This is a genomic window from Microbacterium marinilacus (assembly GCF_019753765.1).
Lineage (GTDB): Bacteria > Actinomycetota > Actinomycetes > Actinomycetales > Microbacteriaceae > Microbacterium > Microbacterium marinilacus.
On record NZ_JAIJZW010000001.1, the window covers coordinates 152,295 to 167,566 of the forward strand.

The 15,272-nt window shown below is 71.2% G+C and carries 14 protein-coding genes; 9 read left to right on the forward strand and 5 right to left on the reverse strand.

What is annotated here, in order from left to right:
* Window positions 1-88 precede the first annotated feature (88 nt).
* The 6 genes from K5S26_RS00740 (at window position 89) to K5S26_RS00765 (ending at window position 5,865) form a co-directional block, all read left to right on the forward strand.
* On the forward strand, window positions 89-781 hold the full coding sequence (locus tag K5S26_RS00740) for a YqaJ viral recombinase family protein (protein ID WP_221855059.1): 693 nt from the start codon (window positions 89-91) through the stop codon (window positions 779-781).
* Window positions 782-1,055: 274 nt separating this feature from the next.
* Window positions 1,056-1,544, forward strand: coding sequence for a 50S ribosomal protein L10 (gene rplJ, locus K5S26_RS00745; protein ID WP_221855061.1), 489 nt, complete (start codon window positions 1,056-1,058; stop codon window positions 1,542-1,544).
* A gap of 50 nt (window positions 1,545-1,594) precedes the next feature.
* Window positions 1,595-1,975, forward strand: a complete 381-nt coding sequence (gene rplL / locus K5S26_RS00750; protein ID WP_221855063.1) for a 50S ribosomal protein L7/L12 — start codon at window positions 1,595-1,597, stop codon at window positions 1,973-1,975.
* A gap of 269 nt (window positions 1,976-2,244) precedes the next feature.
* Window positions 2,245-3,561, forward strand: a complete 1,317-nt coding sequence (locus tag K5S26_RS00755) for an ABC transporter substrate-binding protein (protein ID WP_221855066.1) — start codon at window positions 2,245-2,247, stop codon at window positions 3,559-3,561.
* 14 nt (window positions 3,562-3,575) lie between these two features.
* Window positions 3,576-4,937, forward strand: coding sequence for an ABC transporter permease subunit (locus K5S26_RS00760; RefSeq protein WP_221855068.1), 1,362 nt, complete (start codon window positions 3,576-3,578; stop codon window positions 4,935-4,937).
* Between the two features lie 40 nt (window positions 4,938-4,977).
* Window positions 4,978-5,865 carry a carbohydrate ABC transporter permease gene (locus tag K5S26_RS00765; RefSeq protein WP_221855070.1) on the forward strand — a complete coding sequence of 296 codons (888 nt, stop codon included), beginning with the start codon at window positions 4,978-4,980 and terminating at the stop codon, window positions 5,863-5,865.
* A gap of 13 nt (window positions 5,866-5,878) precedes the next feature.
* Here the strand turns inward: K5S26_RS00765 and K5S26_RS00770 are convergent, their stop codons facing one another.
* The 3 genes from K5S26_RS00770 to K5S26_RS00780 form a co-directional block, all read right to left on the reverse strand.
* The gene (locus K5S26_RS00770) at window positions 5,879-6,322 is read right to left on the reverse strand and encodes a hypothetical protein (RefSeq protein WP_221855072.1); all 444 of its coding nucleotides are present in this window, start codon (window positions 6,320-6,322) and stop codon (window positions 5,879-5,881) included.
* 82 nt (window positions 6,323-6,404) lie between these two features.
* Window positions 6,405-7,094: a DUF305 domain-containing protein gene (locus K5S26_RS00775; protein WP_221855073.1), complete on the reverse strand. Its 690-nt coding sequence runs from the start codon at window positions 7,092-7,094 to the stop codon at window positions 6,405-6,407.
* A gap of 40 nt (window positions 7,095-7,134) precedes the next feature.
* Window positions 7,135-7,824, reverse strand: coding sequence for a thioredoxin-like domain-containing protein (locus K5S26_RS00780; protein WP_221855075.1), 690 nt, complete (start codon window positions 7,822-7,824; stop codon window positions 7,135-7,137).
* Between the two features lie 178 nt (window positions 7,825-8,002).
* Here K5S26_RS00780 and K5S26_RS00785 point away from each other — a divergent pair, with 178 nt between their 5' ends.
* Genes K5S26_RS00785 through K5S26_RS00795 form a run of 3 tightly spaced genes read left to right on the forward strand, consistent with a single transcriptional unit; the run spans window position 8,003 to window position 11,875 of the window.
* Window positions 8,003-9,316 (forward strand): multidrug effflux MFS transporter, encoded by a 1,314-nt coding sequence (locus K5S26_RS00785; protein ID WP_246603471.1) that lies wholly within the window; start codon window positions 8,003-8,005, stop codon window positions 9,314-9,316.
* Window positions 9,317-9,326: 10 nt separating this feature from the next.
* Complete coding sequence (locus K5S26_RS00790; protein ID WP_221855079.1) at window positions 9,327-9,989, forward strand: phosphatase PAP2 family protein; 663 nt, start codon at window positions 9,327-9,329, stop codon at window positions 9,987-9,989.
* Between the two features lie 23 nt (window positions 9,990-10,012).
* The gene (locus tag K5S26_RS00795; RefSeq protein WP_221855081.1) at window positions 10,013-11,875 is read left to right on the forward strand and encodes a helicase HerA-like domain-containing protein; all 1,863 of its coding nucleotides are present in this window, start codon (window positions 10,013-10,015) and stop codon (window positions 11,873-11,875) included.
* 135 nt (window positions 11,876-12,010) lie between these two features.
* Here the strand turns inward: K5S26_RS00795 and K5S26_RS00800 are convergent, their stop codons facing one another.
* Complete coding sequence (locus K5S26_RS00800) at window positions 12,011-12,790, reverse strand: alpha/beta fold hydrolase (protein ID WP_221855083.1); 780 nt, start codon at window positions 12,788-12,790, stop codon at window positions 12,011-12,013.
* Window positions 12,791-12,798: 8 nt separating this feature from the next.
* Window positions 12,799-14,895, reverse strand: a complete 2,097-nt coding sequence (locus K5S26_RS00805; RefSeq protein WP_221855085.1) for a sigma-70 family RNA polymerase sigma factor — start codon at window positions 14,893-14,895, stop codon at window positions 12,799-12,801.
* Window positions 14,896-15,272: the final 377 nt, after the last annotated feature.

The window sequence follows — 15,272 nt, forward strand, 5'->3', positions numbered from 1 at the left end:
TTTCGTTGACTTCCGACAACCAAATGCGGATCGCGTGTCGCGGCGTTGCGGCGCGGGGCGCGTCCGCTCGCGGCGTTAGGGTCGACGGGTGACCCCCGAACTGCAGGCCCGGATCCTCGCGGACTCCCGCGACCGGGTCGCGTGGCTTCGTGCGCGAGCCCGGGGCATCACGGCGACGGATGTCGCCGCGCTGACGGCGAGCGAGCGTTCGATCGCCCGTGCCGTCGACCAGAAGCTGATGGGGTCGCGGTTCTCGGGCAACGCCTACACCGACCACGGGCGGCGACGCGAGCCGGAGATCGCCGCCTGGATCGCGGGCACCCACGGCATCCTGCCCTCGAGCGCGCTGTTCCACGCCGTGGTCGAGAAGCGTCATCTCGCGACGCCCGACGGGGTCGGCCTCGACGCGCAGGGGCGCGTGACGCTGGCCGAGATCAAGACCACCAACAAGCCGTGGCGCTCGATCCCGCGCACCTACCTGCGGCAGGTCTGGTGGCAGCAGCACGTGCTCGGCGCGGAGCGCACGCTGTTCGTGTGGGAGGAGCACCGCGACTTCGAGCCCGTGCACGACGAGCCCAAGTCGACCTGGATCGAGCGGGACGACCGCGAGATCGCGCAGCTGGTGCGCCTCGCGACGCGCCTGATCGACGAGCTCTATCAGCGCACGACGGGCAAGCGCGTCGAGCGTCCGGCGGACGAGCCGGCACTCGCGCCGGCGGTCTCGAACCGCGACCGGCTCCGTGAGCGCGACATGTTCCGCGCCCTCGCCCTCTCCGACTGACGGATCGCGGTCGGCCCCCCGATCCTCGCCGGCGGTGAGAGGGTCGTGGCTGTGTTAGAGTTGGCGAAGCCGAAGACCGCCGGTCGTCGTGACGCGCACAGCGCAGATCGATCGAAGCACTGCATCGCAGGGGCCCGCGCAGGTGTCACGAACGATTCTCCCGGATTCGGGAAACTCAGCTCCGTGCGCTTGCGCCGGAGCTTTTTCCATGCGTGGGCGGGCTCGGTCGGTGCTCCACCGCCGTGGGGCATCTCGTACACACCAAGGAGTGACCATGGCGCAGAAGGATGCATCGGTCAACGAGCTCACGAAGTCTTTCGAGAACTCGAACGCCGTCCTGCTGACCGAGTACCGCGGTCTGACGGTTGCCCAGCTCAAGGAGCTGCGCAACAACATCCGTCAGGATGCGGAGTACGCCGTGGTGAAGAACACGCTGACGAAGATCGCCGCCAAGGCTGCGGGCTTCGACACGCTGGACGACGACCTCAAGGGCCCGTCGGCCATCGCGTTCGTGCACGGTGACTTCGTCACCACCGCGAAGGCGCTGCGTGACTTCGCCAAGGCGAACCCTCTTCTCGTGATCAAGGGCGGAGTGTTCGAGGGCAAGGCCCTCACCCCCGACGAGGTCAACACGTACGCGTCGCTCGAGAGCCGCGAGGTTCTGCTGGCGAAGGCTGCGGGCATGATGAAGGCCACGATGGGCAAGGCCGCGGCCACCATCGACGCCCTCCGCGAGAAGCTCGAGACCGCCCAGGCCGCGTAAGCAGCCGGCGTTTCATCCCACAAACCACACATCTATCTAGGAGATACATCATGGCGAAGCTCACCACCGAGGAGCTCCTCGAGCAGTTCTCTGACCTGACCCTCATCGAGCTCAGCGAGTTCGTGAAGGCGTTCGAGGAGAAGTTCGACGTCACCGCTGCCGCCCCCGTCGCCGTCGCCGGTGCCGCTGGTGGCGCCCCGGCCGAGGCCGAGGAGGAGAAGGACTCGTTCGACGTCATCCTCGAGGCTGCCGGCGACAAGAAGATCCAGGTCATCAAGACGGTCCGCGAGCTCACCTCGCTCGGCCTCGGCGAGGCCAAGGCTCTCGTCGACGGCGCCCCGAAGGCCGTGCTCGAGGGCGCGAACAAGGAGACCGCCGAGAAGGCCAAGGAGTCCCTCGAGGGCGCCGGCGCCACGGTGACCCTGAAGTAACCACCTCTCGTCCGCTTCGGCGGTCGACAGCCGCGAAGGCCCCGGGACATCCCGGGGCCTTCGTCGTGTCCGGACGCGCGTGCGGGCCTCCGGGCGGGCGCGGTGAGCCCTCCCTTACACGCCCTGCGCTGCGCCGTGCAACCCGTTGCCCCGTCCCGCTGATCGGGCGTACGGTGACGCTCGAGAGTGAACCACAGCAGCACCACAGGGCCGTGCGACGTCTGCGCTGCGGCGCTCCGAGCGGCCCGTGGCAGGACGAAGGGAACGTCATGTTCGCTAACCGCACACGTCGAGTGCTCACCGTGGCCGGGGTCCTCGGCGCCACGGCGATCGCCGTCACCGCCTGCAGCGGCGGATCCGAAGGCGGCGGAGGCGGTGGAGAGGTCGACATCGAGGGCGACTTCTCGGGACAGACCCTCAGCGTCGTCGCCGCCTGGTCGGGCGCCGAGCAGGAGAACTTCGAGGCGGTGCTGCAGGCGTTCGAGGACGCCACCGGCGCCACGGTCAACTACACGAGCTTCGGCGACAACGGACCCACCTACATCCAGGGCCAGCTCGAGGGCGGCACGCCGCCGAACGTCGCCGTGATCGGGCAGCCCGCCCTGCTGCAGTCGCTGGCCTCGGACGGCGCCATCCAGCCGCTGAGCGACGAGACGGCCGCGCTGGTGGAGGAGAACTACTCCGAGAGCTGGGTCGACCTCGGCACCGTCGAGGACGAGCTCTACGGCGTCTGGTTCAAGGCCGCCCACAAGTCGACCGTCTGGTACAACGCCGACGTCTACGACGAGGCGGGCGCCACCGAGCCTGAGGACTGGGACGGCTTCCTCGACCAGCTGCAGCTGCTGACGGACGCCGGCTACGCGGGCATCTCGGTCGGCGCCGACGTCGGCTGGCCGCTCACCGACTGGTTCGAGAACGTCTACCTGCGCACGGCGGGCCCGGAGAAGTACGACCAGCTCACCAACCACGAGATCCCGTGGACGGATCCGTCGGTGGAGGAGGCGCTCGAGGTGCTCGCCACCCTGTGGGGCACCGACCTCGTGCAGTCGGGCGGCGACCAGCGCACGTTCCCCGAGAGCGTGACCGAGGTGTTCGGCGCCGACCCGCAGGCGGGCACCGTGTTCGAGGGCGACTTCGTGGCCGGCAACATCACGTCCGACGGCAACTCGGTGGTCGGCGAGAACGCACTGTTCTACGAGTTCCCCTCGATCAACGACTCGGCGCCGTCGGTGGTGGGCGGCGGCGACGTCGCCGTGGCGTTCACCGACGACGAGGCGACGGACGCCCTCATGCAGTACCTGGCGAGCCCGGAGGCCGCCGAGGTGTGGGTGCCCAACGGCGGTCTGACCTCGCCGAACAACGCGGTGGACACGTCGCTGTACCCGGACGACATCTCGCGCCAGATCGCCGAGTCGCTCACCGGCGCCGAGACGTTCCGGTTCGACATGTCGGACCTCACGCCGAGCGCGTTCGGCGGCACACAGGGGCAGGGCTTCTGGCAGGAGATGATCAGCTTCTACCAGGACCCGGATGACGTCGAGGGCACGATGCAGCGGCTCGAGGACGCCGCGGCCTCGGCCTACTGACCGGGCTCGGACCGATGACATCCGTCACCGTCCCCGCGGCGGCGGAGCGGGCTCCCGCTCCCCGCCGCGCCCCGAAGGAACCCGGGTCGTGGCGCAAGACGCTGATCACCGCGTCGTTCCTCGCCCCCGCTCTGCTGATGCTGGGCGCGTTCGTCGTCTATCCGATCGTCTACACGGTCATCCGCTCGTTCTTCGGGCGCGACGACGGGCAGTTCGTCGGGTTCGAGAACTACGTCACGATGTTCACGAACGAGACGACGTTCACGGCGATCCGCAACAACGTGATCTGGGTGATCGTCGCGCCGGCCGCGTGCACGATCCTCGGGCTGATCTTCGCGGTGCTGCTCGAGAAGCTCAAGTGGAAGACGGCGTTCAAGCTCATCATCTTCATGCCGATGGCGATCTCGATGCTCGCCGCGGGCGTGATCTTCCGCGGCATGTTCCAGGAGAGCCCGCAGCTCGGCGTCGTGAACGCGGTGATCGCGGGCACGCAGAACGCGTTCGGCGAGAGCGGGGGATACCCGGGCGCCGAGCCGCGCGACGGCTTCGGCGTGATCGCCGACGGAGGCGTGATCGCGAGCGAGCAGGAGATCGCCCCCGGCAGCGTCCAGGACTTCCCGTTGACGGGCGTCCGGCAGTCCAACCTGCCGGACGACGCGGCGCAGGCCGTGGCCGCTCCGGAGGCGGGGGACTCGCAGATCACCGGCACCGTGTTCCTCGACGTCGTGCGCGGCGGCGGCGGCACACAGGGAGAGATCGACGAGGGCAAGAGCGGCCTCCCAGGGATGCGCGTCGATGCGGTCGGGCCGGACGGGTCGGTGCACGGCTACGCCACGACCGGGGCCGACGGCACCTACTCGATCGACGGGCTGGACCCGGGGCAGGCGTACACGATCGCGCTGCCGGCGACGAACTTCGATGCGGGCGCCCAGGGCGTCTCGTGGCTGAGCTCGTCCTTCATCAACGCGGTGATCATCCTGTCCTACATCTGGATCTGGGCGGGCTTCGCGATGGTCATGATCGCCTCCGGGCTCTCGGCGATGGACCGTTCGCTGCAGGAGGCCGCGCGCATGGACGGCGCCACGGAGTGGCAGGTGTTCAGCCGGATCACGGCGCCCCTGCTCGCGCCGGTGCTGATCGTCGTGTTCGTCACGCTGATCATCAACGTGCTGAAGATCTTCGACCTCGTCTACGTCATACCGCCGGGCGCCTCGAAACCCGCGGCGAACGTGATCGCGGTCGAGATGTGGACCGTGTCCTTCGGCGGCGGCGCGAACCAGGGCCTCGGCTCGGCGCTCGCGATCCTGCTGCTGATCCTGGTGCTGCCGTCGATGATCATGAACGTGCGGCGGTTCCGCGAGGAGCGTGCGCGATGAGCGCGCGCGAGTCGCTGGCGAGCGCAGAGGAGCGTGCGCGATGACATCCGCCTCCTCGCTGGGAATCGTCACCCGCAAGAAGAGCGCCGGAGAGCGGATCGCATCCGCTCTCGGATCGACGGTCGTCAACATCGTCCTGGCGGTCGTCGCGATCTTCTGGCTCGTGCCGTCCGTGGGCCTGTTCATCACGTCGCTGCGCACGGTGGGCGACAACGCGGCCTCCGGCTGGTGGACGGTGTTCACCAAGCCGGCCGAGATCACGATCGAGAACTACGCCAACCTGCTGTCGAACCCGGCCATCACGGGGTCGCTGTGGAACACGGTCGTGATCGCCGTGCCGACGACGGTGCTGGTCGTCCTCTTCGGCGCGTTCGCCGGGTACGCGTTCGCGTGGATGCGCTTCCCGGGGCGCGACTGGCTGCTGATCGTCGTGATCGTGCTGCTGGCCGTGCCGCTGCAGGTCGCGCTGATCCCGCTCGCACGGCTGTTCGGGGCCCTCGGGATCTTCGGCAGCGTGCTCGGCGTGATCCTGTTCCACACGGCGTTCGGACTGCCGTTCGCGATCTTTCTGCTGCGCAACTTCTTCACGCAGATCCCCGCAGAGCTCATGGAGGCTGCGCGGATCGACGGTGCGGGGGAGTGGCGGATCTTCTTCACGGTGATCCTGCCGTTGGGGCTGCCGGCGATCGCGTCGCTCGCGATCTTCCAGTTCCTGTGGACATGGAACGACATGCTCGTCGCGCTGATCTTCACGAACTCCGACTCGATGCCGCTCACCGTGGCGATCCAGTCTCAGCTGCGTCAGTTCGGCTCGAACATCGACGTGCTGTCGGCGGGCGCGTTCCTGTCGATGATCGTGCCGCTGATCGTGTTCTTCGCGTTCCAGCGCTACTTCGTGCAGGCGCTCCTCGCCGGCTCGCAGAAGTGAGGCGGGCGCCGGATCACTCCGTGGGCGACGCTGCTCGCTCGTCGGAGTGGTTCGGCGTCCAGCCGTACCAGCCGCCGGGGGCGGCGATCACGGTCCACGCGCCGCACGCGTAGGCGTCGGAGGCGGCGTACACGTCGGGCGCGCCGTCGACCTGGTACGACGGCGCCGACAGGCGGTCGGACGGCGCGCAGAGGTCCGGATCGAGCTCCTGCGACGACGCGAGCAGCACGCTGGCGTCCGCGGCGATCGACGATTCCGCGATCCGGATCCCGGTCGCGTCCGCCGGGAACCACGACACCTCGCGATCCCACCCCTCCGCGAGGTCGTGCAGCGTCTCGAAGGAGAGCGAGCGCTCCTTGTGCAGCGCGTCCTCGATCGCGGCGCAGCCGGTGGCGACGGCGAGGACGGCGGCGGTCAGAGCGGCGCCGGCGAGGGCGCGGAGGCGAAGGGTGTGCATGCCTCCATGCTTCCGGCGCGCACGTCGCCCGACATCGGCCCCCGGGGTGATCCGGGTCCGTCTGCAGATGTACGCGGAGGGGTCAGCCGCAGCCGAGGCGGGCGCTCACCGACTCCAACGCCTGGACCTCCCGGGTCTGCGACTCGGCCATGCCGGCGGCCGTGCGGGCCGTGTTCGCATCGCTGCCGAGACGCTGGACGGCGTCGACCATCTCGATCGCGCCCTCGTGGTGGCGGATCATCAGCTCGGTGAAGAGACAGTCCTGGGCGGTGCCCGTCGCGTCCCGCAGCCGGGCCAGCTCGTCGTCCGACGCCATGCCCATCGCCGCCCGCAGCTCGTCGTCCGTCGCCTCGTCCGCGGTGGTGCCGCCGTGCTCGTGGCCCTCGTCCTCGGACATCCAGGCCATCAGCGCGTCGCTGCCGGCCTGCGGCACGCCCCACTGGACGAGCCAGTCGAACATCTGGCCGGACTGCTGCGCCTGCGCCGTCGCGATGTCGTAGGCGATGAGCCGCAGCTCCTCGTCTTCGGTGGAGCGGTACTCGATCATGGCCATCTCGACGGCCTGCGCGTGGTGCACCTGCATGTCGCGCGCGAAGCCGATGTCGGCGGCGTTCGGGCCGCCGGGCTGGGAGCCGAAGGTCGAGAAGCGGCCGATCGCGAACGCCAACGCGGCGGCGACCACGACCGCCAGGGCGATTAGCGCCCACGGCGCCCGGCGAGCGGGGGTCTCCAGGTCGTCGGGCTCCGGAGCGGTGGACGAGGCCTCGGTCATCGTTCCCGCTCGCTCGGCCGGGCCGTGCGCATCGAGGGCATCAGATCTTGCCGGGGCCTTCGATGCCGGTGCAGGAGGCGCCGAGCTCCGGCGCGGTGCCGCCCTGCCAGTACTCCTCGAAGAACTGCGCGATGCGGGGGTCGTCCACCGTGTCGACCTTGAGCTGGTGCTCCCATGCGCTCACCGCGATGGGGGTGTCGAGCCCCTCATAGGGCGACACGATCGCGTAGGTGCGGGGGGCCAGCGCGCGCAGCGCGTCGAGGTCCTCACCCGTGATGAGCTCGGGGTCGTAGGTGATCCACACGGCGCCGTGCTCGAGCGAGTGCACCGCGTTCTCGTTCGGCTGGGGCTCGGTGTAGATGCCGCAGCTCAGCCAGGCGCTGTTGTGCGGGCCTCCCGCGGGCGGGGTCTGCTCGTAGTCGACCGTGCCCTCGACGTGGTCGGAGGCGAACTCGAACGTCTCGACGCCCTCGATCTCGACCCCCTCGCTGCCGGCGGTGTACGACGCCGACTTCGGCGCGAAGACGTAGGACGCGATGATCACGGCCGCGATCGCGACGACCGCGACCCCGCCGACCACCCACCAGACGAGCTTGCCGCGCTGGCGCTTCTTCAGCTGCCGCTGGTACTCGGCGAGCTTCTCCTGCCGTTTCGCATCGCGCTGCTGCTTGACGGTCAGGTCGATCTGGGCCTGCTTGGCGGGATTGCCGGAACGCTTGGGGGAGGACACAGCAAGATCCTATGCGGCGGCATGGAGATTCCAGGCGTGCGGAGCCTCCGAGAACCCTATGATCTGGGTCCGGGGTCAGCGGGTCGCGCGGTTCGCCGCGCGATAGCATGAGTGGTTCCGCCCACGACGAGAGAGCCCCGTGCCTGACGCCCGCAACCCGCGCACCGATTCCATCTCCCTGCCGTTCACGGCATCCATCCCGATCCCGCCCGCGACGGGCGCGATCAGGACGCTCGGGTCCGACCCCGCGACCGCGCCGATCGTGCTGCACCCGGGCGACGCGATCTCCGCGTCGCGTCGTTTCGTCTACGTGCTGCTGCTCGGCGCGCTGACGGCCCTCGGGCCGTTCACGGTGGACCTGTACCTGCCGGCCTTCCCGCTGATCGAGGACGCGTTCGACACGACGTCGGCGGCGGTCCAGCTCACGCTGACCGGCACGATGATCGGCTTCGCGCTCGGTCAGCTCGTGGTCGGCCCGCTGAGCGACACGGTCGGCAGACGGGTGCCTCTGCTGATCGCGACGGGCGCGCACATCCTCGCCAGCCTGGCCGCGGCGATCGCGCCCGACCTCCTGCTGCTCGGGATCGCGCGCGTCGCGATGGGCTTCGGGGCCGCCGCAGGAGCCGTGGTCGCCATGGCGATCGTCCGCGATCTGTTCGGCGGTCAGCGGCTCGTGGTGATGCTGTCGCGCCTGGCGCTCGTCACCGGGCTCGCTCCGGTGATCGCGCCCCTCGTGGGGTCGGCGCTGCTCGGGGTGATGCCCTGGGAGGGCATCTTCTTCGTGCTCGCCGCCTACGGCGTGGTGATGCTCGCGTGCGCGATCTTCCTGGTGCCGGAGACGCTGCCGCGCGAGCGGCGGCACGAGCGGGGCACCAGCACGGTCTGGCAGCGCTACCGCTCCGTGCTGTCCGACCGGGTGTACGTCGGCGTGCTCATCATCGGCGGCATGACGTTCTCGGGGCTGTTCTCGTATCTGACGGCGTCCCCCTTCCTGTTCCAGACGACCTACGGCTTCGACGCTCTGCAGTACGGCCTGCTGTTCGCGGTGAACTCGGTCGGCCTCGTGATCGGCAACCAGGTGGCCGCCCGCCTCGCGGCGCGCTTCGGACCACAGTGGGTGCTCGCCGGCGCGACGGCGATGCTCGTCGTCTCGGGCGCCGCCATCGTGATCTGCGATCAGCTCGGGCTCGGGCTGTGGGGCACCGTCGTCCCGCTGTTCGTCTTCATGACCACCTGCGGCTTCACCTTCCCCTGCGCGCAGGTGCTGGCCCTGGACCGGCACGGCAAGGCGGCCGGCACGGCGGCGTCCCTGCTCGGCGCGTCGAACAACGGCGTCGCCGGCGTCATCTCGCCCCTCGTCGGATGGATCGGCGGCTCCGCGGGCATCACGGGCACGACGATGGCGTCCGTGATGGTGGGCTGTGCCATCGTCGGCGTGCTCGCCCTGTGGCTCGTCGTGCGGCCGCGGACCGTCGAGCGGCTGAACCCCTGAGGCGGCTCCCGTGAACGGATCCCGCACACGCGCCCGCGGCGCTCTGGCCCGGTGGGGCGGGGCGCTGCTGCTCGCCGGCGTCGTGCTGGGAGCCGCCCTGCGCCTGTCCGGCGAGAGCCCGACCGCGCTGGACGTCTGGTGGAGCGAGGCGCTGGCGACGAGGACGCCAGGACCGGTGCTGCAGCTGGCGCTGTTCATGGACTTCGTGGGCGGCGGGCTGGTCGCGACGGCGGTGCCGATCGTGGCGGTGGCGCTGCTGCTCGCACTGCGGCGCTGGCGGCCCGCGGGCTACGTCGCGCTCGCGGCGCTGGCGAGCGCTCTGCTGGTGCAGGTGCTCAAGAACGTGCTGGGACGGGCACGACCCGAGGACATCCTGGTGACGGTCGACTTCGGGTCGTTCCCCTCGGGGCACGTCGCACACGCCGCGACGCTCGGCGTGGTGGCCTGGCTGCTGGTGCCGCGCGCCTGGGTCGCGGTTCTCGCGGGCTGCTGGGCGGTCGTGATGGCGTTCGCCCGCACGTACGTGTCGGCGCACTGGCTGACCGACATCGCGGGCGGTGCGCTGCTCGGGGCCGGCGTCGCCCTGTTGGCCGCGGCGCTTCTCTCACCCGAGCCCGTGGTCGCGCGGAGGCCGGGGCGGGGAACCGGCGGATCGCCGCCTCCCGTCGCGTGACGCCCGCGCCATAGGCTGGCGGCATGACCGACGAGAAGGATCCCGCCGTCGTGGCCGCCGAGGCCGAGCTCGCCCGCCTGCAGGCGGAGGCGGACGCCGCGCAGGCGGCGCTGCGCGTCGCCGAGGCGAGGGCCCGCCTCGCCGCGGCGCAGGCGGCGGCTGCGCAGGCGCCGGAGGACGACGTCCGCGCCTCCGCCCCGGCCGTCGTCGCCGGTCCGGCGGACGGGGACGCCGAGCCCACGGGGGTGGCGGTCCCGGAGTCGGCGGCCGCCCGCGGCCCCCTCGAACCGGAGGCGGTGCGGGCGATCGCCGACGGCTACGCGTTCGAAGCCGAGACGCTCGACATCGGCGCGCTGGTCAACGGCGAGCCGGTGCCGGAGGCGCAGATCCGCATCCCGCTCGCGATGCTCAACCGCCACGGCCTCGTCGCGGGCGCCACGGGCACGGGGAAGACGCGCACCCTGCAGGGACTGGCCGAGCAGCTCGCCGCGAAGGGCGTGCCGGTGTTCGCCGCCGACATCAAGGGAGACCTGTCGGGCATGGCGACCCCCGGTGTGCCGAGCGACAGGCTGCTGGAGCGCACGCGCGGCATCGGCCAGGACTGGTCTCCCGAAGCCTCGGCGGTCGAGTACCTCGCGCTGGGCGGCATCGGCAAGGGCGTTCCCGTGCGGGCCACCGTCACCGGCTTCGGCCCGCTGCTGCTGTCGAAGGTGCTCGGCCTGAACAGCACGCAGGAGTCGAGCCTCGCGCTGGTGTTCCACTACGCCGACAGGAACGGCCTGCCGCTCGTCGACCTCGAAGACCTGCGGTCGGTGCTCTCGTACCTCACGGGCGACGAGGGCAAGGGAGAGCTCAAGCAGCTCGGCGGCCTCTCCAGCGCGACCGCCGGCGTGATCCTGAGGGAGCTGATCACCTTCGCCGACGGCGGCGCGGACGTGTTCTTCGGAGAGCCCGAGTTCGACGTGTCGGAGCTCCTGCGCACGGCCGCGGACGGCCGTGGCGTCGTCTCCCTGCTCGAGGTGCCGGGCGTCGCCAGCCGGCCCGAGCTGTTCTCGACCTTCCTGATGTACCTGTTGGCCGAGCTGTTCGAGGTCCTTCCCGAGGTCGGCGACACCGACAAGCCGAAGCTGGTGTTCTTCTTCGACGAGGCGCACCTGCTGTTCGCGAACGCCTCCAAGGACTTCGTGGCGGCCATCACCCAGACGGTGCGCCTCGTCCGCTCGAAGGGCGTGGGCGTGTTCTTCGTGACGCAGACCCCCAAGGACGTGCACCCGGACGTGCTCGCACAGCTCGGCTCGCGCGTGCAGCACCAGCTGCGCGCGTTCACGCCGGACGACGCGAAGGCCCTGCGAGCGACGGTGGGCACCTACCCCACGTCGGGCTACGACCTCGAGCGCGTGCTGCAGGAGCTCGGCACGGGCGAGGCGATCGTCACCGTCATGAGCGAGAAGGGCGCCCCTACGCCTGTCGCGTGGACGCGCGTGCGCGCTCCCCAAGGGCTGATGGAGCCGACGCCCGACGAGCGGATCGACGAGGCGGTGGCGGCCTCGCCCCTGCTGGCGAAGTACGGAGACCGGGTCGACCGGGAGTCCGCCTACGAGATCCTCACCGCCAAGATGAACGCCGCAGAAGAGGCGCAGCGGCGCGCCGAGACGGACGCCGAGCTCGCCCGGCAGAAGGCCGAGATCGAGAAGGCGAGCGCAGCCGCGGAGAAGAAGGCCCAGCAGGAGTACGACCGGTTGATCCGCAAGACGTCCGGCGCGCGCACCCGCACGTCGTCGAAGGCCGAGAAGTCGACGCTCGAGCGCGTGCTCGGCTCCCGCAGCACTCAGACGCTGATCAACGGCGTGATCCGCGGAGTCTTCGGCAACGGCCGCCGTCGCTGACGGCCGTCCGGATGCATCGGGGGCGGAGCTCTGCGCGTTCTCGGACGGATCCGCCGTGGTCGCGCCGCACCTGCGCAGATCTCCTCGAGTCGTGCAGACGACGGGGACGAGCCGACGGTGGCCGAGCGCGCCCGGCTAGGCGGGCAGACCGCGCAGGAACCTGTCGGCGAGCAGCGCGCCGTGCCCGCCCTCGAGCACGATGCCGTGCCGGGCGCCGGGCAGGATCGCCAGCTCCGCATCGGCGATCCGGTCATGCAGCAGCCGGGCATGGTCGACCGGCGCGATCTCGTCCGCCGCGCCGTGCAGGATCAGGGTGGGCGCCACGATGCGGTGCAGCTCCGCCAGGCTGTCGTGCCGACGGCTGGCGCGGAAGTGGCGCCCCCGGGCGTTCGGATCGCCGCCGATCGCCAGCAGATGCGCGAACCATGCCGGGTCGCGCGTGAAGAACACCTCAGCGATCCGCGACGGCTGACCGGAGCGCAACGCCACGTCCGCCGCGGGCGAGCGGGAAGCACCGTGCGCGTCGCCCGCCGACGTGGAGGCCAGGACGAGCCGTCGAACGCGGGTCGGGGCGTCGGCGGCGAGCCACTGCGCCACGCGCCCGCCGAGCGAATGGCCGATGACGTCGGCACGCTCGACACCGGCATGGTCGAGCACGGCGACGACGTCCTCGGCGAACAGCCTGGTGTCGTAGCGCCCGGGCGCCCCGAGCCCGCTCTCGCCGATGCCGCGGTGGTCGAACGTGATGAGGCGGCGACCCGGCTGCAGCAGCTCGGCGGCGACGCACCACGACGTGTGATCGACCGCCTGCCCCGCGATCAGGAGAAGCGGATCCCCCTCACCCGACGTCCAGTAGGCGATCGGCGTACCGTCGGGCGCGACCGCGTCGGCGCGCGCCCAGTCGGCGCGCGGCATGGCAGCGCTCACTGCGCGGGGAGGAGATCGCCGAGCGTTCCCAGCGGGATGACCACGCCGCCGCTGGTCGTGACGTAGAGCGCGGACGCCGGGTCGGTGTCGCCGGAGAAGTCCACCTGGATCGGAACCCCCGGCACGATCCTCGTCAGGAAGCGCGGCTCGCTGTCCGGCACCTCGATGTAGGCGTCGCCCCAGGTGCTGTCGGAGAGGATCGTGCACGTGATGCCGCCGCCGATCCATGCGTAGCCGCAGGCCGCGGTGACCCCGGGAGTCGTCGGCTCCTCCGGCTCCTCCGTGGCGGACGGGGTCGGGCTCGGCGTGGTGGGCTCCGGCGTCGGCGTCTCCGTGGCGACGGGCGTCTCGGTCGGAGCGGGCGTCTCGGTCTGCGTCGGCGTGGGGGTCGGCGTCTCCACCGGCTCGGTCGGCTCGGGGGACGGCGCGAGCACCGCGAGGAGCTGGTCGACCAGGTCGCCGAACTCGCTCAGACGGTGGGAGGTGGACCCGGCGTCGGAGTCGACGTAGACGATCTCGATGGTCACGTCGGCGCGCACCTGCTCGAGCGTCAGCGGGAAGCTGAGGACGCCCGATCCGGAGTCGTCCAGGGTGGTCTCGGCGAGGGCCGACTGCGCCGCCATCGCGACCGCGAGCGGCACGCCGGCGGACGTGGAGCCGTCACCGCCCGACCCGGAGGTCGCGTCGGTCAGCGCGAACGCCTGGACGGTGCTCCCGGGCTCTCCCGAGATGTCGAGCACCACGTCGCCCGAGTCGCCCGACCGCGCCGAGTCCAGCGCCAGGGGCGCGGGCTCCGCGGGCTCCTCGACGGGGGTCGGCTCGGGCTCGGGCTCGGTCGTCGGCTCCGCCTCCGGCTGCGACGGCTCGGGGGCGGGAGTCTCGATGGTCGGCGGTGCAGCGGTGCCGGGCTCGGTCGTCGGCTCGTTCGTGGGCGACGGGCTCGGGCTCGGGGTCGCCGCCTCCGTCTCACTGGTCTTGTCCACCAGCTCGGGCGAGGCGTCGACCTCGGCCGACGGCGAGTCCGAGGCGTCGGCGCCTGCCGCGGGGTCTCCCGCGCCGCCGAGCCCGGGCGAGAGGGCGAAGGCCACCACCGTGGCCGCCACCGCGAGCGCCGCGGCCCCTGCGGCCACCAGGCCGCCGACGGTCCACGCCGACCCGGAGGTCGAGGCGCCACCGGCTCCCGACCCGCCCCCGTCGCCACCGGACGCGCCCGCGGCGAGCCCGCCGCCGGCGACGACCGCGCCCTCCACCACATGCGAAGGCATGGCGGCGAGCGCCACAGCGGCGGCGTCGTCGCGCTGCAGCGCGGCCAGGTAGGAGGCCGTGGCCCCCACGCCGATCGTGAGCGGCAGCAGCACGAGCGCCAGCCTGCTGCCGACCTCCTGCGCCTCGCCGGCGACGATCGTGCAGCGGGGGCAGTCGGCGAGGTGGGTGTCGAGCCGGTTCTGGTTTCGGGCGCCCAGGTTGCCTCGTGTGTGGGCGCCGAGGTGCTCGATCGCCCACTGGCACTCCGAGCCGTCCTCCAGCGAGTTCAGGTGGGCCTGGATCCAGGCCTCGCGCAGGCCCTCACGCGCCCGGAACGAGAGCTGCGACACCGCGGCCGGCTTCATGCTGAGCAGCGGCGCGATCTGAGCCGGGGTCAGCTGCTCGATCTCGGTGTACCAGAGCACCTCCTGCCAGCGCGACGGCAGGCTGCGGAACGCGTTGTGCGTGAGGCTGCGATCGAGCGCGGCCATGGTGGCCTCGTCCGTCGTCTCCGGGTCCTCGATCGTCTCCAGCTCGTCGATCGCCGTCTCGGAGCGGGCCCTTCCCCAACCGGCGGCCGTGTTGCGGATCGCCGTGAACAGGTAGGCGCGGAAGGCACCCGTGGGGCCGCCGCCGCGGCGGATGGCCTGGAAGATCCGGGTGTACGCCTCCTGCACCAGGTCATCGGCGTCGATGCTCGACGTGACGGAGCGCGCGACCACGACACCGGACCGGTAATGACGCCGCCAGAGCTCGCCGAACGCGTCGGCATCGCCCGAGCGCGACCGCAGCACCAGGTCGGTGTCGGGCGCCGCCTCAGGGGCGTCGGGGATCTCTTCGGTGGTCATGTCGCTTCGATCGGAGTCGGACGGATTTCGCCGGGCCGGCGGGCCGGCGATGCGCGGCCGCGTGGTCGGGGCGAAGCCGCGCCCTCCCGGCACACCCTCCCATTGTCCATCCTCACGGGCGTTTTGCGCCACTGACGAGGGTGATTTCGGGGGCGATTCTGTGGCGCCGCACGTCCTGCGCCCAGCGCGCGGACTTTTTCGTCGAAGTCGCGTAACGGATCGGGGTCGCCTGCGTCTCATGGGTGAGAGCGATGACTTCCGCTCCGCGCTGCCGGGGGGCTCGTGGACGGATCGCGCAGGAGGACGAACGTCGCTCCGCGCAGGGGCTCGAGAGATTCTCGGGGGAGGGCTCTCGAGCCCCGTCTCTTCTCTCCACG